The organism is Archangium sp., from assembly GCF_036389735.1.
In the GTDB taxonomy this organism is placed as follows: Bacteria; Myxococcota; Myxococcia; order Myxococcales; family Myxococcaceae; genus Archangium.
The window spans coordinates 1-19,760 of sequence record NZ_DASVWK010001073.1; the positions used below are offsets into that span (position 1 = coordinate 1).

A 19,760-nucleotide genomic window follows, 5' to 3' on the forward strand; every position below is an offset into this window, starting at 1 on the left:
CGGCTCGTTCCCGACCGTGGGGAACACGGGCAATGTCGCGCGGCCTCCGTCGGGGAGCACCGGGGAAGTGAACGTCCCCCCGGAGTCGTCCCTGCGATCGGGGACGGGTGCTCGGCCTGTCTCCGGCGGTGGGACGGGCCAGTACGGTGCCGTGTCCCAGCAGGCCGCTCGCCCGGCGGCGCCGCCACCGCCCCCCGCTCCTACTCAGGAGGAGCGCACCGAGATCTACCGGCCCGTGCAGCAGGGCCTCATCGCCCCCAGCGCGCTCCCGCCCGAGCCTCCGACGCGGAACGTCCAGGAGGGCGCACCCGCGCGGCAGGCTCCGCCTCCGCCTCCGCGCAATTCACCTCCCGTGCCGCCTCCGCCTCCGCCCACCGTGGCCGCGCGTCCGGCACCCATGCCGCCGCGTCCCTCCATGCCCGTGCCGGCGGTGCCCGGGCCCGCGGCGGCGCCCATGCCGCCACGACACTCCGGCCCCGTGCCGGCCGCCCCGGCTCCCCGTCCGTCCGGGCCCGCGCTACAGCCCAGCGTTCCGGTCTCCAGCCGCACGATGACCCATACGGGGCCCGTGCCCGCTCCCCTGTACGGCCAGGCGGCGGCTCCTCCTCCGCCCCCGGTGGCCCCTCCCAGGGCTCCGGCTCCCGTCGCGGCGGCTCATGCCCCAGATCTGGCTCCGGTCGCGCCCGTGGCACCACGGCGCGCCGCGAGGTCCTCGGTGTCCAAGTGGATCATGTTGGGCACCACCTCGCTCTTGATGCTGGGGGGCGCCGGTGTGGTGGTCTCGAAGCTGGGTTCAGGCAGCGACATCGAGATCATCAACCTCGAGCCGGGCGAGCAGCTCTACGTCTCCGGCATCCAGGCGGATGCCCGGACCGTGAAAATGGACGGGTCCAGCACGTACGTCATTTCCACCGCCATGAACGGCCACCTGCGCCGCTTCGGGACGACGATGCGCAAGGATGTCATCGACATGCGCACCCTGCCCGAGGCGATGCCGCAGCAGAACAGCACCGGGACGGTGAGCATCGGTGGGAAGCCCGGTTGCTACGTGAAGGTGGGCTCCGACATGCTCTCCGGCTCGACCCCGGTGAAGACCAACATCCCGGCCGGCAAGGAGCTGGAGATCACCGTCAGCTGCCCCGGCCAGCCGGTCTGGATTCAGCGGGTGCTGGCGGTGCCCGGGCAGGATCTGGAGCTCACGCCTGGCTCCTGAGTCAGCCGCTCGAGGTTCCCAACACTGAAAAGGGCTCGCTCTCCAGAGGAGGGCGAGCCCTTCGTATTCAAGGAACCTTCGTCCTCTAGGCGGGAATGCCGAGCCGGGTGGTGAGATCCTTCCAGTCCTCGGCGGAGAGGTTCGGGCGCGCCGCCACCTGCATCACGGCGTTGAACGCTTCCGGCGGGGCATGCGCCTTCATCCCACCGAGCACCATGGCCCGCTCGGGCCGGGAGAGGGCGGGGATGATCGAACACATGAAGGCCATATTCACATCCGGCGGGATCTGAGCGCGCAGCCTGGTGACGATGGTGTTCAGCTCGGCGTCGGAGAAGTGCTTGTGGAAGTGGGGCAGCATGTCCTGCTCCTCCTCGGCCATGTGGAGGAGGCTCTCCCCGACGAAGACGCCGTAGCGCAGGTACAGCTTCTGCGCCACGGAGGGCCGGGTCTTCGCGTCCGCCTTCTCCAGGCTGTCGGCCAGCTGGCGCAGCTCGGCGAGGAACTTCTCGTGCTCCTCGTGCTGATGGGCCACCCGGGCCGAGGTCCCCTTGGCCCGCTCCTCGATGGCGGGGTGGTAGAAGAGGTTCTCGTCCTTGAGGTGGTGGGTGTTGAGCGTGAGCACCACGCGCAGCTCGCGAAGGATCTCCGCGCTCTGGGCGTCATCGCTGAAGTCCGTCGAGCTGAAACGCACCAACAGCCCACACATGGCGCGGCGCAGCGCCTTGTGGATTCCCCCGTAGATATCGAAACGTGGAGCCTGGGTACCGGGCTGGTTGCTGGAAGGGTTCTGCTCGGCGGACATCCGACTTCCTCCTGGTTGGGGATGAGACGGGTTGGTTTCTGGGCCAGTTCTACGGAGACTTCAAGGGTTGTTGTTGCTGGCGCGCTGCGGGAAGCGCTGCACCATGACCCTGGCCACCTTGATGGCGGCACGCACCACCTGCTGCAGGTGCCGCGCCTCCATCTGCGGGTTGATCTTGATGGCCACCACCCGCGCGAGCCGTTTCTGGGTCAGCGGAATGATGCCCTCCGGGAGCGGCGTCGGCTCGGCGCCGAGCATCTTCCAGGGGTTGAACTTCTCGGTGGGCCCGTAGCGCTCGATGACGCAACGCCAGCTCTCGGCCAGGGCCAGCCGGCGCTGCATCATGGGCTCCTGCCCCTCGGAAGTCATCAGGTTGACGGTGCCCCGCACCTCGCCGCCGGAGAAGCCCGTGCGCAGGTTGGACATGTTGTTGGCGCCCTCCGCCCTCATGGCGTCGACGAAGAACTGCGCCTGTTCCGCGTCCTCGAACTGGAGCGGGAGGGTGTAGGCGCAGTCGCCGTCCGAGTCGTGCATGGGCGCCCACTTCAGCCCGGGCACCCCGCGCAATCCCTCCAGAACCTCCTGCTTGCGGGCGCGCAGGGTGGACATGATGCTCTCCAGCTTGCCGAACTGCGCGTAGGCCACCGCCGCGCACAGCTCCGGCATGCGCAGGTTCATCATCGGCACGTCGATGCCGCTAATCCCCGGCACCCGCTTCTCGAGGATCATCGGGTACATGCCGCTGTAGGCCAGCGCGCGGCCGTAGAGCTTCACGTCCTTCATCACCACGGCGCCACCCTCGCCGGAGGTGATGATCTTGTGCATGTTGAAGCTGTAGCAGCCCACGTCACCGATGGTGCCCAGGTAGCGGCCCTTGTACTTGCCGCCGAAGGCCTGCGCCACGTCCTCGACGACCTTCAGGTCATGCTTGCGGGCCAGAGCCATGATCCGGTCCATGTTCGCCGGCTGGCCGCGGAAGTGGACCACCATGATGGCCCGCGTCTGGGGGCCGATCTTCTTCTCGATGTCGTCGGGATCCGGCGTCAGGCTCTCGTCGAACTCCACCGGGACGGGGACGGCTCCGATGTTGATGGCGGCGGTGGCGCAGCAGATCCACCCGATGCTCGGGACGATGACCTCATCCCCGGGCCCGATGCCGAGCGCCACCAGGGCCACCTGGAGGGCGGAGGCACACGAGTTCACCACCACGGCATGGGGAACGTCGAAGCGCTGCTGGATGGCCTGCTCCAGCTTGTAGGAGAACGAGTCGGCGAGCGGGTGGCCGATGCGGCTCATCGTGCGGCTGCGCAGCGTCTGAAGCACGTTGCGCTCCTCCTCCTCGCCGATGAGATCCGCTCCAAAGCCCGCCACGGGGAGCGGCTCCTCGATGGTCTTCCGGCCCCCCTCGAGGGCCAGCTTCTCCTGGGTGTCATTCATCGGCTTGTCTCCTGATACAACGTGTTCAACGCGCCAACGGTCGGCGCTTCTCGAAATCCGCCTGGGTCAGACCCTCGAACGGCTCCATGGCGGGAAGATCCGCCATGAGCTCGAGGAACCACGGGATGGAGTCGCCCCGCGCGGCCGGGGCGTGGCCGGAGGCGAGGACCCTGGCGTCCAGCTTGCGCACCTTCTCGAGCTCGGCGGTGTACTTCCGCGTGTCCACGTACTGGCACCAGGGCTCGTTCGCCCGGTTGAAGGCGTAGAAGTTCCGCCGGACGCTCTCCTTCGGGGCATCGGCCACGTCCTCGACGAAGGTGGGCGTGGGGGAGCCGAAGCAGTCGGCGCTGAAGTAGACGCCGGTCTGGAGGTCGAAGAAGCCCACCGTGGCCGGCGAGTCGAAGAGCGGTGGCCGGAGCACGCCGAAGCCGCGCCCGCCGATGTTCACCGACTCGCCCGAGTTGACCAGGTGCATGCGGTCCATCGGGATGTCGAGGTTGTCATCCGCCAGCCGCAGGAAGCTGAACCAGTTCATCACCACCTTGGCTCGCGGGCACTTCTCCAAGACATACATCAGGTTGCCGGCATGCTCCCGGTCATCGTGCGTCAGCAAGACCCAGTGGAGATCCTTCGGGTCGACCAGCGACCACAGGTGCTGCTGCCACTCGTCGTGCTCCTTGAGCGCCCCGGTGTCGACGAGAATGGATTCCCTGCCACGGATGAGAAAGGAATTGAAGTGAGCGATGCCGAAGGGCGGGGCATGTCTCAGGATGGGAATGGCATACGTCTCATCGGCGATGCGGTAGGGCGCAGGCATGGGCGTTCCCGGGGGCGGTGCGAGAGTGTCCCCGGGTCTCTCGGGGGAGTCAAGGGCACCGCCGAGGCGCTCCGAGGCCGGGGCGGGGCTCCGCTTCCCCTGGACCCGCCAGCTGTGGTTTCCTTCGCCCGTGGAGTGGAAGCGGACCCTCGCGCGCCGTTCGCCTCCCCCAGCATCGAGCTCAGACAAAAGCATGCGCGCACGAGAGGAAGTCCGATGAACTTCGAGAGGATTCTCCAGGTGGCCCTGGCCTTCGAGCCGGCCCAGACACTCTTCGCTGGCCACCGCCTCGGCATCTTCAAGGCCGTCGACGAGAAGCCCTTGAACGCCGCCGAGCTCGGCCAGCGCTGTGGCCTGGCCCCTCGGGCCACCGTCGGCCTGGCCGATGCCCTCGTGGCGCTGGGGTTCCTCCGCAAGAAGGACGGCCTGTACAGCAATGCCGAGGACGTCAGTCACTTCCTCGTGCCCGGTACGGGGAAGAACTACCTCGGCGGGTTGATCGATTACGAGATCGACAACGTCTATCAGGTCTGGGCGCAGACCATCCCCGCGGTGCGCGAGGACAAGCCGGTGGGTGGCCTCACCGCCTGGGATTACATGTATGGCGATCCCGAGGCCTGCCGGCAGCTCAAGCCCGTCCGCCACGCGCTCGAGGAGCTGTACGGTGACGGCGTGGCGCGCCATAGCGGCTTCGAGAACGTCAACCATGTCCTCGCCGTGGCCGATGCCGGTCGCTACATGTTCAGGATCCTCGCGGCCTACCCGAAGCTGCGCATGACCATCGTGGATGGCCCCGCCAACTTCGAGTACATCCGCGAGCAGGCCAAGCGCCGCGGCTTCGAGGATCGCGTCACCTTCATGCCCTGCCACTTCGTCGAGGCCGAGTTCCCCAAGGGCTGCGACGGAGCGCTGATCTCCGAGATCATCCAGAACTGGGATGATGAGACGCTCATCCGCATCTTCCGGCGGGCGCGCAACGTCCTGCCGCCGGGCGCCCCCTGCGCGGTGCCCGAGTTCTGGATCAACGAGGAGAAGACGGGCCCGGTGGGCAGCACCATGCACAACCTCCAGATGGTGCTTCGCTCCGAGAAGGGCTACCACCGCTCCGACTCGGAGATCTTCCGCATCCTGGAGCAGGCCGGCTTCGAGAACATGAAGGTCTCGCCCCAGTTCGGCGGCCAGGGCCTCCCCATGGCCGTCTACCGCGCCAACGTCCCGGCCTAGTTGTCAGGGGTGACAGGATGAACAGTAATCCTGTCACCCACCTGCGCACAGATCTGGCGCCAAGGTAGACAGAGACTCAGGGTGTAACGTTTCAGGCACTCTTGACACATAATATCACCTTTTGTTAATTAAAATCTTAGCTTTCTCGAATTACAAGGGATGTGTGACATGTCGGAAAGTCTGGGCTTGATGCTGATTGGTTGTGGTGGGGCGATCGGGAGCACCGTCATCGCCGGCGTCGAGGCGATGCGTCGCAATCTGGCGGCCCCTCTGGGCATGCTGACTGAGACGGGTCGGATGCCCGGGCCTGGCTATTCTTCTCAGGCTCAGCGTCCCCTGATCCGCGACACCCTCAACCTGGCGAAGCTGGATCAGATCCACCTGGGTGGATGGGATCTGCGCGCCGACACCATGTTCACGGCCAGCCAGCGCGAGCAGATCGTGCCCGAGAAGCTGGTGTCCAAGCTGGAGGAGCCGCTGTCGCAGCTGCGCCCCTTTGGCGGCATCGTGAGCCGCGGCTCGGACATCCGCCGCGTGGGGCAGGGTGAGACGCACTTCAACTCCCTGCGCCAGGCCGCGGACGCCATCCGCGGTGACATCCAGGCCTTCCGCAAGGCGAACAACGTGGGTCGCGTGGTGCTGGTGGACCTGACGCCCACCCGTCCCGCCGTGGCGCCCAGCGCGGCCCACAAGTCGATCAAGGAGTTCGAGGCGGCGCTGGAGGGGACCGATCCCTCCATCACCTCCAACATGCTCTACATGTACGCGGCCCTGAAGGAGGGCTGCCCCTTCATCAACTTCACCCCGAACGTGGTCGAGGTGGATGCGCTGAAGGAGCTGGCCCTGCAGGCGCGCGTGGGCTACGCCGGCCGCGACGGCAAGACCGGTCAGACGTACCTCAAGACGGTGCTCGCCCCCGCCTTCCGTGAGCGTCAGCTGCACGTGCGCGGCTGGTACAGCGCCAACATCCTCGGCAACGAGGATGGCAAGGCCCTGTCCAACCCCAACGCGTGCGAGACGAAGATCATCTCCAAGGCCTCGGTGCTGGAGAGCATCCTCGGCTATCCGGTGGTGGCGGAGAACGGCGAGAACAGCCACGTCGTTTCCATCCTCTACTACCCGCCGCGCGGCGACGAGAAGGAGGCCTGGGACAGCATCGACCTGGAGGGCTTCCTCGGCCAGCGCCTCCAGCTGAAGATCAACTTCCTGTGCAAGGACTCCATCCTCGCGGCGCCGCTGGTCATCGACCTGGCGCGCATGGCGGCCTGGGGCCACCAGCACGGGGACGCCGGCTCGCTGGACTACCTGTCGCTCTACTTCAAGTCGCCGCACCCCACGGCGACCGAGGGCATCGTCCACGACTTCTTCCACCAGGTGGACATGTTCGCCCGCCGGGTGACGCGCAACAACCGCGCCTCTTGAGCTGACGCCTCGTCGTTCCACACCGCCCGGGCCTTCGCGCCCGGGCGGTGTGTGTCGTTTTCAGCCCCCACCACGCCGCCTCCCCCAGGGCCTCCCATGAGCACATTCACCATTGAAATGATGAAGGCAGAGGATCTCCCGACCGTGGTCGAGTTGGAGAATGAGGCCTTCGCCACCATCTTCAAGAAGTTGCTGGGCGCCATTCCCCCCGGGCGCCCCGAGGGCGTCCGCGTCGCCAATCGCTTTCACCGGCCAGACACGGTCTCCATCGTGTTGCGCGACGAGCAGGGCGTCATCCAGGGCGTGGAGTACGTCAAGCGGATGGGCCGGCGGGGCGTGGTGGGCCCGGGCGCGATTCGACCCAACTACCAGGGCCGCAAGGCGGGCACCGAGGTCGCCGCCGGCGTGATGACGCTCGCCCGCGAGCAGGGCAGTCCGTTGATCGACTCGGTCACCTTTCCCACCAGCCCGCGGCACTTCAACTGGCATTGGCAGTTCGGCGCCGTGTCGGTGCCCGCCCTCTTCGTCACGCGGGAGGCGAAGCCGCCCCTCGCCCGTGCCCGCACCGGCCTCGTGGTGGAACACTTCTCCTCGTTGAGCGAGGTGGCCCAGGTCCAGGCCCTGGGCGAGATGAAGCAGATCACCGAGCGCTTCACCCCCGGCTTCCACGTCACCGCGGACGTGCACCACGTGCTGCACCGCAAGCTCGGCGAGACGCTGCTGGTGCGCGAGGGTGGCCGGCTACTGGGCTTCGCCGTCCTCCACTATGGCGAGGGCAGCGAGGCCTTCATGGATGAGCAGCTGCTCGTCCAGCTGCTCTTCGTGTCGCCGGGCGAGGCCCATGGCGAGGATGCCTTCCACATGCTGATGGGCCGTGCGGAGGAGTTGGCCCTGGAGCTGAAGCTGAGCATGGTGGGCGCCATGGCGCTCTCCTCACGCCGTGCCACCCGGGAGGCGCTGGACGAGCGCAACTACCAGGTGAAGGAGATCCATCAGCACTGGGTGATCACCGGGGGCGATGTGAGCACCATCCTGCCGGAGCTCGTCCAGGACACCGTCGTCAACCGCACCGAACAGTTCGCGCTCGCCGAGTGGCGCTGACGGTCATGGGCGCATTCCCGCGAGGTATGGGATGAGGGCTGGTTTCTACGAAGGACCCGGGCGCTTCCAGATCACGGACGTCCCGGAGCCGAAGCTCCAGGCGCCGGACGACGTCATCGTGGAGGTCGAGGTGGCCGGCATGTGCGGCACGGATCTGCACATCGTCTCCGTGCCGCAGATGCACCCGGCGAAGGAAGGCATCGTGCTGGGGCACGAGTTCGTCGGCCGTGTGGTGGAGACGGGCAAGGGCGTGCGCGGGTTGGCCGTGGGGGACCGGGTCATCGCGGGTCCCAACATCTGGTGCGGCCAGTGTGACGCGTGTCGGCGCGGGCGCCGGAAGATGTGCCAGCACAACGAGGCGATGGGCATCAGCCGGGATGGTGGCTTCGCGCGGTACGTGCGGGCGCCGGCCCGGGTGCTCTATCCCGTGCCGGAGGGGCTGTCCTCCGAGCTGGCCGTCTTCGCCGAGCCCATGTCCTGCATCCTCAATGGCCTGCAGCGCATCGGCCCGTGCCATGGCGCCAGCGTGGCGGTGCTGGGCGCGGGTCCCATCGGGCTCTACTTCACCCGGCTGTTCCGCCACTTCGGCGCGGACCGCGTCTATGTCTCCGAGCCGATGGCCCACCGGCGCGAGGCCGCGCTGCGCTCGGGGGCGGACCAGGTGGTGGATCCGAAAGCGACCCCGGTGGTGGAGGCGTTCCTGTCCGAGACGAAGGGTGGCGCGGACATCGTCGTGGACACGGCCGGCTTCCTGTTGCCGGATGCGCTCGCGGCCACCCGCCCCGGTGGCACGGTGCTCGTCTTCGGCATGGACACCACCTGCACGTGCACCATCCGGCCCTTCGACATCGTCCGGCAGGAGAAGAGCATCGTCGGCTGCTTCATCGACAACGACACGATTCCCAAGTGCCTGGACCTCATCCCCCACCTGCGCATGGGCGAGCTCATCTCCCATCGCTTCGGTCTGGAGGACATCGGACAGGCCTTCGGAGTGCTGGAGCGCGCGGAGGCCATCAAGGCCCTGGTGATGCCCGGCTCCTCATCGGCGGCTTGAGAGGGAGGAAGATCGACACATGGCGTTCGCTCTGGGCTGCTCCTCACTGGCGTTGCCTCTGTTTGGCCCCGGAGCCCGTCCGGCGGAGGAGATTCTCGACGCGGCTTTCGCCGCCGGGCCATATGACGTGCTCGAACTCCACCTCTCGGAGTCCCTGGGGACCCCGGAGGGAGGACGTGTCATCCCGCGATCCATCGTCCAGCAGATAGAGGCGATCGCCCGCGGGGCCATGGGGCGTGGGGCGAAGGTGCTGCTCGGCCTGGGCGGGCGCTTCCTGCTCGGCCCCACCAAGCACGAGCCCTCCCTCATCCACCCGGACCCGGAAGGCCGTGGGCTGCGCCGCCGCCTCATCGAGGAGGCCATCTCGCTCTCGGCGGACCTGGGCATGGAGCGGCTCGTCTTCTTGAGCGGTCCCAGCCCGCTGGCGGCGGCCGCGGACAAGCACTCCTCGCCCGAGTGGCACTGGCTGGAGGAGGGGATGGAGCGGCTGCTGGTTCAGGCGGAGGCGCGGGGCGTGGTGTTGTCGCCCGAGGCCCACAGCCTGCACCTGCTCGCGGACGTGGCGGACGTGCAACGGCTCCACGCGCGCTTCCCCTCACCCTTCCTGGGCTTCACCGCGGATACGGTGCACCAGACGCTGACGGAGGCGCGCCCGCTGGATGTGGTGTACCGCGAGCTGTCTCCCCGCATCTCGCACGTCCAGCTCGACAACACCTCCACCCCCCGTGCGGAGCGGGGTCGCCCCATCCGTCACACGCCGGTGGACGGCGAAGGGGAGGTGGATCTGGTTGGTGCGCTGGCGGGGCTGTATGAAGGTGGGTACCGGGGCACGGTGTCCGTTGAGTTCCTGCGCGTCGACTTCCCCGACGTGGATGCGCTGGCCTACTGCCTGCGCGTGGGCCAATGGCTGCGCGATCGGCTCCTGCCGCTGGCGGACATGGAAGAGGCGCGCAAGCAGGCCCAGCGGCGAGGAGAAGCGGCATGAACGAGTGGATCGGCTTTCCCGGGCTCCGTGCCATGGGAGAGGAGGAGCGGCAGGCGCTGGAGCGGGTGCTCTCGCGTGGCGCGCTGTACCGGGGCACGGGGCTGGCTCCGCCGGAAGAGGTGGAGGGCTGCGAGGAGGAGCTGGCGCGGCTCGTGGGACGCAAGCACGTGCTGATGCTCAACTCGGGCACGAGCGCGCTGCTGGCGGCGCTGCACGCGCTGGGAGTAGGGGAGGGGGACGAGGTCATCGTCCCCAGCTACGGCTGGCTGACGAACGTGAGCAGCGTCCTCTACGTGGGGGCCACCCCTGTCTTCGTCCCCGTGGGGCCGGGCCTGACCGTGGACACCTCGTTCCTGGAGCAGGCCCTCAGCCCGCGCACCAAGGCCATCACCCCCATCCACGCCTGCGGCTGGCCGTGTGACATGGAGACGATTCGCGGCTTCGCGCGCAAGCATGGGCTGGCCGTGCTGGATGATGCGAGCCAGGCGCTCGGCTCCTCCGCGACGTGGGGGGACGTCACCGCCTACTCCTTCCAGGCCTTCAAGATCGTCACCGGCGGCGAGGGCGGCGCGCTGGCCACGGACGACACCTCGCTCTACCTGTCGGCGGTGCGCTTCCACGACTCGGGGCTGTCGCGCATGGCGCGGCATCGTCCGAAGCCCATGGGCTATGAGGTGCCCGTGGGGCTGGGGCTCAACCTGCGCATGTCCGAGCTGGAGGCCGCGCTCATCCGCGTGCAGCTCCGCCGCCTGCCGCAAATCCGCGAGTCCCTGAAGAAGGCCTCCCGCATCCTGCTGGACGTCTTCGCCCCGGCACTCGCCAGTGGCGGCGTGCGGCACCTGACGCCTCCCGATGGCGCCATCGACAACGGCACCTTCCTGATCTTCGAGGCCGCGGAGGCGCGCACGGCGCACGCCTTCGACGCGGCCCTGAAGCAGGCGGGCTGCCACATCCACCTCGTGTCGAAGGACCGGACGCACGGTCTGCCGGGGTGGTTGGAGTACCTGGACACCAACCGCCTCCCCCACCGGGTGGTGGGGCGCGATGTCGCCCTGGAGCGGAGCGAGCGGGTCCTGGCGCTACACGTCAACTGGGCACTCACCGAGACCGAGCTCGCGCAGGTGCGCTCGGCGGTGGGCTCCTTCCTCACGTCTATTTGAAAGGTCGCGGACCATGAGCAAGCTGGCCATGCTGGGCGGCACCCCCGTCGTGTCACGCAAGACGACGCTGCCGAAGATGTTCCGGGAGTATCCCCTCACCAAGCGGTTCGCCGAGTACGTCGGCGTGCCCTACGCCCTGCCCGTGGGCAGTGGCACCGCGGCCATCCTCTCCGCCCTGCTCGGTGCCGGCGTGGAGCCCGGGGACGAGGTCCTCACCGTCTCGCATACCTGGTTCTGCACCGTCACCAGCATCCTCCAGGTGGGGGCCGTGCCCGTGTTCGTGGATGTCGATCCCGACACGTTCATGATGGACCCGGCGAAGATCGAGGAGCGCATCACGCCCCGGACCAAGGCGATCCTCGCCGTGTCGCTGTACGGGCAGCCGGCGGACTACGAGCGCATCCTCCCCATCGCGCGCAAGCACGGGCTGGTGGTCATCGACGACGCCTGCCAGAGCGTGGGGGCGGGCATCGGCACGCAGAAGCTGGGCGCCATCGCGGACATCACCGCCTTCAGCTTCTCGGGCAAGCCCATCGTCAGCACCGGCGGCGGCATGGTCACCACCGCCAACCGCACCTTCTACGAGCGGGCCATGCTGGGCGGCCAGCACCCCTCCTTCATCTCCACGCAGGCCAGGGACGAGTCGGTGTGGCGCTTCGCCTCCACCGGCGGCTACGGCCTCAACTCCCGCCTGGATGGCAAGTGCGCCGAGCGCGCCTACGAGCAGCTCCTCCTGCTCGACGTCATCAACGACCACCGCCGGGCCAACGCGCATGCCCTCGCCAGGCTGCTCGAGGGGGTGCGAGGCATCACGCTGCCCCGGGAGCGCAAGAACGCCCACCACGTCTTCCACATGTTCACGAGCCTCTTCGACAGCTCGGAGTACGGCATCACCCGCAACGAGTTCGTCGACGCGCTCAACGCCGAAGGGGTGCCCACGCTCACCTACATCTCCTCGGCCAACTTCCTGAAGGACGCCGCGGGCAACCCGGTGGAGGCCGGTCCGCTGCACCGCCGTCACCTCTTCCAGGAGCTGGCCCGCACGGGCCGCTGCGGCCCCTTCCGCTTCCCCGAGGGGGTGCGCCCGGACTACTCGGCGGGGAGCCTGCCCGTCACCGAGCGCCTCGTGGACCTGGAGTTCAACTTCCAGCAGCGCTGCCTCAACCCTCCCTTCGACGTCAAGACGATGGGGCTCTACGCCGAGGCCATCACCAAGGTGCTGGACAGCGCCGGGGAGATCCGCGACGCCCGGAACAAAGGGGCGCTGCCGCGGCGCGATCACAACTTCCTGGTGGCCTACGAGAGCGACGCTTGAGCCTGGGTGCCTGCTCTCGGCCCCCCCTCGGGTGGGCTTTTCCAGCCCGGGGGGGCTTGATACTCCCTCGGTGTACTTCTCAACACAGGGGATTCTGTGGGTATGATGAGGAACCCCCCCTTCGCCCGTTGACGGCGGCCTTGGTGCAGTTTTGATGAAACACTCGACACTCCTCACCGGTGCACTCTGTGCGCTCCTGATGCCGTCCCTGGCCTGCAACCTCTTGGACGTCAATGACTCCGAGAACGTGCCTGGCCGTGGCGCTCGTGCCTTCGATCCCTACCGCTCCGCGGCCTCAGGGGCGATCCGCCTCTCGCTCCAGCAGTACAACGGCTGCGCCGTTGTGCCGTCGGGTCAGGTGGTGCCGAAGAACTCGGTGCCCATCCCGTATCCCGACACCTGCCCGAGCCCCGTCGCCATCGACGGCTTCCCTCCGTACAACGGGCCGGGCCGGCTCCAGCTCGTGACGGAGACCGACTACTTCCTCAACCAGTTCACGGTGGTGGACACGGTCCTCAACCAGCACACCAACTCCACGGACCTGTCGAACGTCGTCAACTGGTTCAAGACGCAGTCGCGCTTCAAGAACCTGGACTGGGGCAACGTCGGCCAGCAGTCGAGTGACTGGTTGTTCGCCGCCGAGGTTCCCGGCGTCCTCCAGGCGAGCTGGACCCGCGTGGTCCTCTTCGACAACGCCAACTGGCGGCGGGTGAAGGGCGACACGTTCCGCGTCGAGGTCCTGGACTCGGAAGGCGTGGTGCGTGGCACGCCGGTCGAGTACGACCGCTCGGAGTTCGTCACGGACGCGCCCTGGGGCTTCCGCTCGCAGTTCAGCTGGCGCATGGAGGGAGTGCGGCCGCCGCGCTTCCCGGGCGACACCCAGGTCAACCCCCTGCCGGAGATTGAAGGTTGGCCTCCGCAGTCGCCGGTCTTCCGCACCTCGGCGCGCCTGGACTTGTTCGGGAGCACCAACCCCTTCAAGACCTTCCGCATCCCGCTGCTGCGTGGCGAGGGCGCTCTGCGCGTGACGTGGAGCCAGATGCCCAAGGAGCCGTTCTACTTCCCGGTGTCGTTCGTGTCGCAGCAGGATCTGCCGCCCTCCTGCACGGACGCCGCGGGCGCCCCCACCCCGTGCGCCTTCGGTCTGGATCCCAACCTCACCTTCGTCAAGCCGGCCAACGGCGAGTTCTACAAGCCGGGCGAGATGGTGAATGTCTTCGTCGACGTCCGCGACGGTGAGGGCAACCGGCTGCACTCGCCGGACCTGCTGCCCAGCGGCGCCGAGGCCATTTCCGATCAGGCCAACGGCATGCTCTACGCGAGCATTCCCTGGATCAACGGGATGCTCGAGACCGACATGATCCCCACGGTCACCTTCGCCGGTCCGATCCACAAGCTGACGCCCCGCAGTGACGTGACCGGGCCGGCGCCCTACTTCGGTGAGGAGTACGCCTACTCCCCCATCAGCGAGACGGCGACAACGCCCCTGGGCACGGCGGAGATGGGTCAGAAGTGGTCGACGCGTTACGGGCGCCAGCTGCCGGAGAACGCCGAGCCTGGCACCTATGTGGCGCTCATCAAGTGGCACCGCTACTTCGGCGGTGAGCGCGTGGCGAAGACCAAGGAGTACTTCTTCCAGGTGGGCCAGAAGGAGCGCACCAGCTACCCTGGCAACGTGGGCAACTGCCAGATCTGCCACCGCGGGGTGCTCTCGCTGGACAACCTGCGCCATGGTCAGTCGGTGGATCACGTGGAGACCTGCAAGGTCTGTCACCACACCGAGTCGACGACCAACGGCGGCGTGCTGGGCACCACCGTGCACCGCATCCACATGCGCTCGTCGCGCTACCCGGCGGCGAAGAACGACTGCACGATGTGCCACCTGACCGGGGAGATCCCCAAGCGCCCCAGCATCGAGGCGTGCAGCGGCTGCCACCCCTCCATGCACGGTGACGAGTACTTCTCGGCGACGTTCAACCAGAGCAAGGAGCCGAACCGCTTCGGCAACTGCGCCCAGAGCTGCCACGGGGATACCCCGCCGCAGACCCACATCCTCCCCGGGAATTGAGAAGGAACCGGCCATCATGATTCGCTACATCCGCTCTGGCGCGCTGATTGGCGCGCTGACGCTGGGCGCCGCTTGCAACAGCGACCCGCTCGTTCCCGAGGAATCCGACTTCGTCCCCAGGCCGGACACGTACGTCCCCGCGGACACCGCGACCACCACCCGGATCTCCGGGCTGGCGTGGGACCCGGAGGCGTTCTTCCTGTCGCTCGTCGGCTGCGGCGACACGTGTCCCTTCCCGCCGCTCGTGTCCGATGGACTCCCGCTCTACCAGATGGCGGCGGTGCGCAATGGGGCCGTCACGGCCTTCGATCCGGTGGCCGTCGCGCCAGCGGTGGCGCCCGAGACCACGGACGCCGTGGGCATGTGGGTGCTGCCGAAGGTCCCCAGCCGCGCGGGGGCCCCGTTCTTCATGCTCTCGCTGGGACAGGGCACGCTGCCCACCGAGTCGATCGCGGGCCTGGAGCCGGTTCCCCCGGCCGAGTACCTGCCGACGCTGACGATGCGTCCCATCTCCACGGTCCACTCCACGTGCACGTCCCAGGAGGTCTTCCACGCCAGCAAGAAGGGCATCCTCCAGGCAGTGGCCAAGCACCTGACGGTCGTCAAGGGGGTGCCCACCACCGTGGAGGATCTGATCAACCCCGCGAAGTACTACGCCGCGACCGTCTTCTGGCTCTTCCATGCCGGGAACGGGGCGTTGAGGGTCCCGGCGGCCATGACCGCCGTGGAGGCCTCGGCGGGCCAGGTCTTCTTCATCGACTGGGCGCCTTCCTTCCTCCCGCCGGCGTCGCTGCGCTCCGAGCGCGGCTTCATCGTGACGACGGACGCTCCGGCGAGCCCCATGGGCATCACCGTGGTGCTGGTGCCCAATAACGGGGCTCCTCCTCCGGAGCTGATCAACTACAAGATCGTGGACACGGTGACGGATGCGGCGACTCGCCGGCCGTGGTTCTTCCCGCCGATCAGCGCGCCGATCGCGCCTACCGTCATCGGCTTCGCCGGGCTGCAGATGATGTACCAGCCGTCGGAGCTGCCGGGGTACCAGCTTCCGCCGCCGCCGGGTCTGTGCCTGCCGCTGTAGTCCCGGCCTGATTGGAAGTGCCTCGAACGGCGCGTCTCGCGATCACCGCGGGGCGCGCCGTTGGTGTTTTGGGGCTCTCGACCGATTCCCGAGCGCCATGCTTGAATGTTCTCATGTCGACATTTCCTGTTTCCGTGAGTACGGAAGCACAAGCACTCCCACTGGCCGCCTATCAAAAGCGGCTCTTCGTCTTCCTGTCGGTCGCCACCTTCTTCGAGGGCTTTGACTTCTTCGCCATCACGAACGTGCTGCCCAACGTTCAGGCGGAGATGGGCTTCTCCCTGGCGTCGATGGGGTTGCTCATCGCCTTCATCAACATCGGCAGCATCCTGGCGTACGCCCTGGTGAGCAACGCGGACCGGTTTGGCCGGCGCACGGTGCTGAACGTGACCATCGTGGGGTACACGATCTTCACCTTCCTCACCGGCTTCTCTCCGGACGTGTACGTCTTCGCGCTCTGCCAGATGGTGGCTCGCATCTTCCTGACGGCGGAGTTCGTCGTCAGCCAGCTCTTCGCGGCCGAGGAGTTCCCGGCGGAGCGGCGCGGCATGGTGATGGGGGTCGTCTCGGCCAGCTCCAGCCTGGGAGCCATCTTCTGTGCCGCCGTGGTGCCGCTGATCCTGAAGAGCCCCTACGGCTGGCGCACCCTTTACCTGGCCGGAATCCTGCCGCTGGTCATCGTCATGTATGCCCGGCGCAACCTCCAGGAGACCCGCCGCTTCGAGCAGGTGGACGCCACCGAGCGCAAGAGCTCCCTGCTGGCCATCTGGAAGACGGGCTACCGCAACCGCCTGCTGTGGCTGGGGCTCATCTGGATGCTCGTCTTCGTGGGCCATGGCACGGCGCTCGTCTTCTGGAAGAAGTTCGCGGTCAGCGAGCGGGGGCTGAGCGATGCGCAGGTGGGCAGCTCCCTGGCCCTGGCGTCGCTGGTGGCGCTGCCGTTGACCTTCGCCGCCGGCAAGATCATCGACCAGTTGGGGCGCAGGCTGAGCGCCGTGCTCATCTTCGGGTCGCTGTCGGTGGGCGTCTTCTTCGCCTATACGCTCCAGGGGCAGTGGCCACTCACCGTGGCGCTCATCTTCCTCGTGTTCGGCCTGTCGGCCGTGTGGCCCGTGCTCAACGCCTTCACCTCGGAGCTCTTCCCCACCCACCTGCGCGGGCACGCCTTCGCGTGGGTGAGCAACGTGATCGGCCGCACGGGCGGGCTGCTGTTCACCCCGATGGCGGTGGGAGCGGCGGCCCAGTCCCTCGGCTTGGGCCGGGCGGTGAGCCTCACGGCCCTGGCACCGCTGCTCGCCGCGGGCCTCGTCTGGTGGCTGCTGCCCGAAACCCGCAACAAGGAGCTGGAAGCGACCTCCTCGCTCTGAACGAGAATGCGTCCATGAGTACCTCGGCCCCAGGGGAGTCCCCGGTCCTGTCCTTCCGGCACCTGCTGTCGGACGCGGTGGGTTCATTCCTCAATGAGGTCGGGCTGGGTTCCGCGCAGATGGCGGATCCGCTCAGCGAGCTCATCGTGACGCTCTCGCGTTACCGCGAGGAGGGCGAGCCCCTCTTCCCGGTGGCGTTCCTGGGGGATGACCTCGAGGGGATGCTGCGGGTGCTGGGCGGGAAGGATCCGGTCGCGATCGGGGAGGGCCCGCGGACGCGGGAGACGATTCAGCGGGCGCTCAAGCAGTGCGCGCCCCTGGGGCAGGGGCGGTGGTGGGGGCTGTACGTGTTGCTGGTGCCGGAGGGCTTCGCGTACGGCATCTTCCGGACGGACCCGTTCCCCCTGGTGGAGACGCCGCTGGAGCGGATGCGGCGTGCGGGAGATCGCTCCCTGCGGATGGTGGGGGTGCTCCAGCTGGCGGAGAGCGTCATCGAGCTGCGGGGGATGGGAGGCCTGTACCGGCACGTGTTCCTGTCGGGCGCGAGGCTGGAGTCGACGCTGCCCACGGTGGCGATGGACGAGCTGGCGCTGGCGCTCACGTCGGACGTGGCGGAGCCGGCGCGGGGCCTGACGCGGGACTTCTACCGACGGGTGCTGTTCGAGGCGATGCAGGCGGCGCACGGCACGTTGGTGGCGGTGCTGCCGAAGAGATGCGGTGGCTCGCCGCTGTTCGTGGACGGAGTGATGCTGGGGGAGCCGATCGACATGGTGGCGCGGGTGATGCGCTACCACGAGAGCCCGGACGTGGAGGCGGCGTCGGCGGTGAGCTCGGCGGCGCAACTGCTGCGGGGGATGATGGCGACGGATGGGATCACGGTGTTGCGCTCGGACGGATTCATCCTGGGCTACAACGTGTTCATCCGGCACCCGGAGACGCTGATGCGCGAGCCGGCACGCGTGGGAGGCGCGCGGCGGCGGACGTACGAGGTGCTCTGCGCGTGGGTGGGGAGGGAGCTGACGACGGCGTTCTTCCGCTCGCAGGACGGCGCGGTGGCCTGCTGCCGGGACTGAGCAGGAGAGGGTCAGGGTGAGGGGGAGGGTACCCGTTCCCGTTCTTCCTCCGTGCCGACCGCCCCCGAGCCCGTGTCCTCCCGTGGCCGCCAGGCGGGACTGCGGAACACGTACCCGAGGCGGATGCGGAGGGGATTGGGGCGGAGGACGTCGCGGAGGATGGCGGCGTACTCGTGGAAGGCGATGCGGAGGGGGTTGTAGGTCCGGATGTTCTTGGTGAGGCCGTAGACGGGGCGCTCGTCCTCGGGCTGGAAGGTGCCGAAGAGCCGGTCCCAGAGGATGAGGATGCCGGCGTAGTTGCGGTCGAGGTAGCGCGGGTTGGCGCCGTGGTGGACGCGGTGGTGGGAGGGCGTGTTGAGAACCCACTCGAGCGGCCCCAGGCGGCCCACGGCCTCGGTGTGGATCCAGAACTGGTAGAGCAGGCTGATGGCGTGCTGGGTGAGGATGAGCGCCGGGTGGAAGCCGAGCAGCGCCAGCGGGGCCCAGAAGAGCAGGTGGGTCATGGGCGTCCACGTCTGCCGCAGGGCGGTGGAGAGGTTGTAGTGCTGGCTGGAGTGGTGGACCACGTGCGAGGCCCAGAAGAAGCGGGACTCGTGATGGACGCGGTGGAACCAGTAGTAGCAGAGGTCCTCGGCGAAGAAGAGGAGCACCCAGGTGAGCACGCCGGTGCCGAGCCGCAGGGGTGAGGCCTCGTAGAGCAGGGAGTAGAAGGCGTACTCCACGCCCTTCCAGCCCATGTAGATGAGGCCATAGACGGTGCCCATGGTGAGGCTGGCCGCGGTGTCCTTGGTGCTGTAGCCCACGAGGTCTTCCTGGCGGTGGCGGGAGAGCCAGAGGCCCTCCACGACCATGAGGAGGATGAACGCCGGAGTGGCGAGCTGGGTGGGATCGAAGGAAGGAAGGTCTGCCATGGGAAGGCTCCCTACGGCGGGGGTGGAGGGGAGAAGGCGCTGCGGGCGAGCTGGACGAGCAGCGCGAGCATGGGCCGGTGGTCGGGATTGGCGGGGAGGGCCATGGCGCCAACGGCGGCGCCCTGCACGGCATTGAGGATGAGCTCGATGACGGCGTCGAAGTCAGGGCGGGAGGAGGCGACGTCGGGGAAGATCTCGCGAGCGACGCGGTGGAGGTGGCGGCGGTGGGGCGGGTCCACGGTGCTCAAGGCCGAGGCCAGCTCCGGGTCGGTGCGCGCGGCGACGTAGAGCTCGATGGCGGCGAGCAGCTCGGGGCGCTGGTAGATGGACCACAGCCGCTCGATGGCGAGGGCGACGCGATCTCCCCCGGAGGGGAGGGCCTCGAGCCCGGAGCGGTACTCGGAGATGAGGCGGGGGAAGAGGTGCTCGACGGCGGCGGCGAGCAGCCCGGCCTTGGTGGGGAAGTGCTTGAAGAGGGCGCCCTGGGAGCTGCCGGCGCGCTGGGCGACGGCGAGGGTGGTCATCTGGGCGTAGCCGAGCTCCACCAGGCACTCGACGGTGGCGTCGAGCAGCTTGAGGCGGGTGGCATCCCGCCGCTCCTGCTGGGTGCGCCGGGCGCGGGGTACGGCCGCCGAGGCCGGGGAGGAGTCGGACATACGGAGAGTGTAACGGGACTCTCCCTGAAAAGAAAGTGACTACTCACTCACTAAATATCCAGCCCTCTTGTCCA

General features: G+C 68.0%; 16 protein-coding genes and 1 pseudogene. 12 read left to right on the forward strand and 5 right to left on the reverse strand.

All coding sequences use genetic code 11. The annotated features are described in order from the left end of the window. A pseudogene (locus tag VF794_RS38475) lies at positions 1–1,213 on the forward strand (hypothetical protein); the annotation flags it as partial. 85 nt (positions 1,214–1,298) lie between these two features. On the opposite strand, the gene VF794_RS38480 reads toward VF794_RS38475, so the two are convergent. Genes VF794_RS38480 through VF794_RS38490 form a run of 3 tightly spaced genes read right to left on the reverse strand, consistent with a single transcriptional unit; the run spans position 1,299 to position 4,269 of the window. After that, positions 1,299–2,015, reverse strand: a complete 717-nt coding sequence (locus VF794_RS38480) for a hemerythrin domain-containing protein (protein WP_331118472.1) — start codon at positions 2,013–2,015, stop codon at positions 1,299–1,301. A 60-nt stretch (positions 2,016–2,075) separates the two neighbouring features. Next, on the reverse strand, positions 2,076–3,452 hold the full coding sequence (locus VF794_RS38485) for a DegT/DnrJ/EryC1/StrS family aminotransferase (protein ID WP_331118474.1): 1,377 nt from the start codon (positions 3,450–3,452) through the stop codon (positions 2,076–2,078). Positions 3,453–3,477: 25 nt separating this feature from the next. Continuing rightward, positions 3,478–4,269, reverse strand: a complete 792-nt coding sequence (locus tag VF794_RS38490; RefSeq protein ID WP_331118477.1) for an MBL fold metallo-hydrolase — start codon at positions 4,267–4,269, stop codon at positions 3,478–3,480. 216 nt (positions 4,270–4,485) lie between these two features. On the opposite strand from VF794_RS38490, the gene VF794_RS38495 reads away from it, so the two are divergent. From VF794_RS38495 to VF794_RS38545, 11 genes are all read left to right on the forward strand, one after another. Next, the gene (locus VF794_RS38495; protein ID WP_331118479.1) at positions 4,486–5,493 is read left to right on the forward strand and encodes a methyltransferase; all 1,008 of its coding nucleotides are present in this window, start codon (positions 4,486–4,488) and stop codon (positions 5,491–5,493) included. 168 nt (positions 5,494–5,661) lie between these two features. After that, positions 5,662–6,915, forward strand: a complete 1,254-nt coding sequence (locus VF794_RS38500) for an inositol-3-phosphate synthase (protein WP_331118481.1) — start codon at positions 5,662–5,664, stop codon at positions 6,913–6,915. A gap of 96 nt (positions 6,916–7,011) precedes the next feature. Then, positions 7,012–8,016, forward strand: a complete 1,005-nt coding sequence (locus tag VF794_RS38505; RefSeq protein ID WP_331118483.1) for a hypothetical protein — start codon at positions 7,012–7,014, stop codon at positions 8,014–8,016. A gap of 31 nt (positions 8,017–8,047) precedes the next feature. Then, complete coding sequence (locus VF794_RS38510) at positions 8,048–9,070, forward strand: alcohol dehydrogenase catalytic domain-containing protein (RefSeq protein ID WP_331118485.1); 1,023 nt, start codon at positions 8,048–8,050, stop codon at positions 9,068–9,070. Between the two features lie 19 nt (positions 9,071–9,089). Beyond that, positions 9,090–10,055 (forward strand): sugar phosphate isomerase/epimerase, encoded by a 966-nt coding sequence (locus VF794_RS38515; RefSeq protein WP_331118487.1) that lies wholly within the window; start codon positions 9,090–9,092, stop codon positions 10,053–10,055. Then, on the forward strand, positions 10,052–11,215 hold the full coding sequence (locus tag VF794_RS38520) for a DegT/DnrJ/EryC1/StrS family aminotransferase (protein ID WP_331118489.1): 1,164 nt from the start codon (positions 10,052–10,054) through the stop codon (positions 11,213–11,215). The genes VF794_RS38515 and VF794_RS38520 overlap by 4 nt, the downstream gene beginning before the upstream one ends. Positions 11,216–11,228: 13 nt before the next feature. After that, on the forward strand, positions 11,229–12,530 hold the full coding sequence (locus VF794_RS38525) for a DegT/DnrJ/EryC1/StrS family aminotransferase (RefSeq protein WP_331118491.1): 1,302 nt from the start codon (positions 11,229–11,231) through the stop codon (positions 12,528–12,530). Between the two features lie 154 nt (positions 12,531–12,684). Further along, the gene (locus tag VF794_RS38530; protein ID WP_331118493.1) at positions 12,685–14,598 is read left to right on the forward strand and encodes a hypothetical protein; all 1,914 of its coding nucleotides are present in this window, start codon (positions 12,685–12,687) and stop codon (positions 14,596–14,598) included. Positions 14,599–14,614: 16 nt separating this feature from the next. After that, entirely contained in the window at positions 14,615–15,679 is a 1,065-nt protein-coding gene (locus VF794_RS38535) for a hypothetical protein (protein WP_331118494.1), read from the forward strand. A 134-nt stretch (positions 15,680–15,813) separates the two neighbouring features. Beyond that, complete coding sequence (locus VF794_RS38540; protein WP_331118495.1) at positions 15,814–17,046, forward strand: MFS transporter; 1,233 nt, start codon at positions 15,814–15,816, stop codon at positions 17,044–17,046. Positions 17,047–17,060: 14 nt separating this feature from the next. Beyond that, a complete protein-coding gene (locus VF794_RS38545; protein ID WP_331118497.1) occupies positions 17,061–18,119 on the forward strand; it encodes a hypothetical protein in 1,059 nt (352 codons plus the stop codon). An 11-nt stretch (positions 18,120–18,130) separates the two neighbouring features. Here the strand turns inward: VF794_RS38545 and VF794_RS38550 are convergent, their stop codons facing one another. Beyond that, complete coding sequence (locus VF794_RS38550; RefSeq protein ID WP_331118499.1) at positions 18,131–19,030, reverse strand: sterol desaturase family protein; 900 nt, start codon at positions 19,028–19,030, stop codon at positions 18,131–18,133. Between the two features lie 11 nt (positions 19,031–19,041). After that, complete coding sequence (locus tag VF794_RS38555) at positions 19,042–19,686, reverse strand: TetR/AcrR family transcriptional regulator (RefSeq protein ID WP_331118501.1); 645 nt, start codon at positions 19,684–19,686, stop codon at positions 19,042–19,044. Positions 19,687–19,760: the final 74 nt, after the last annotated feature.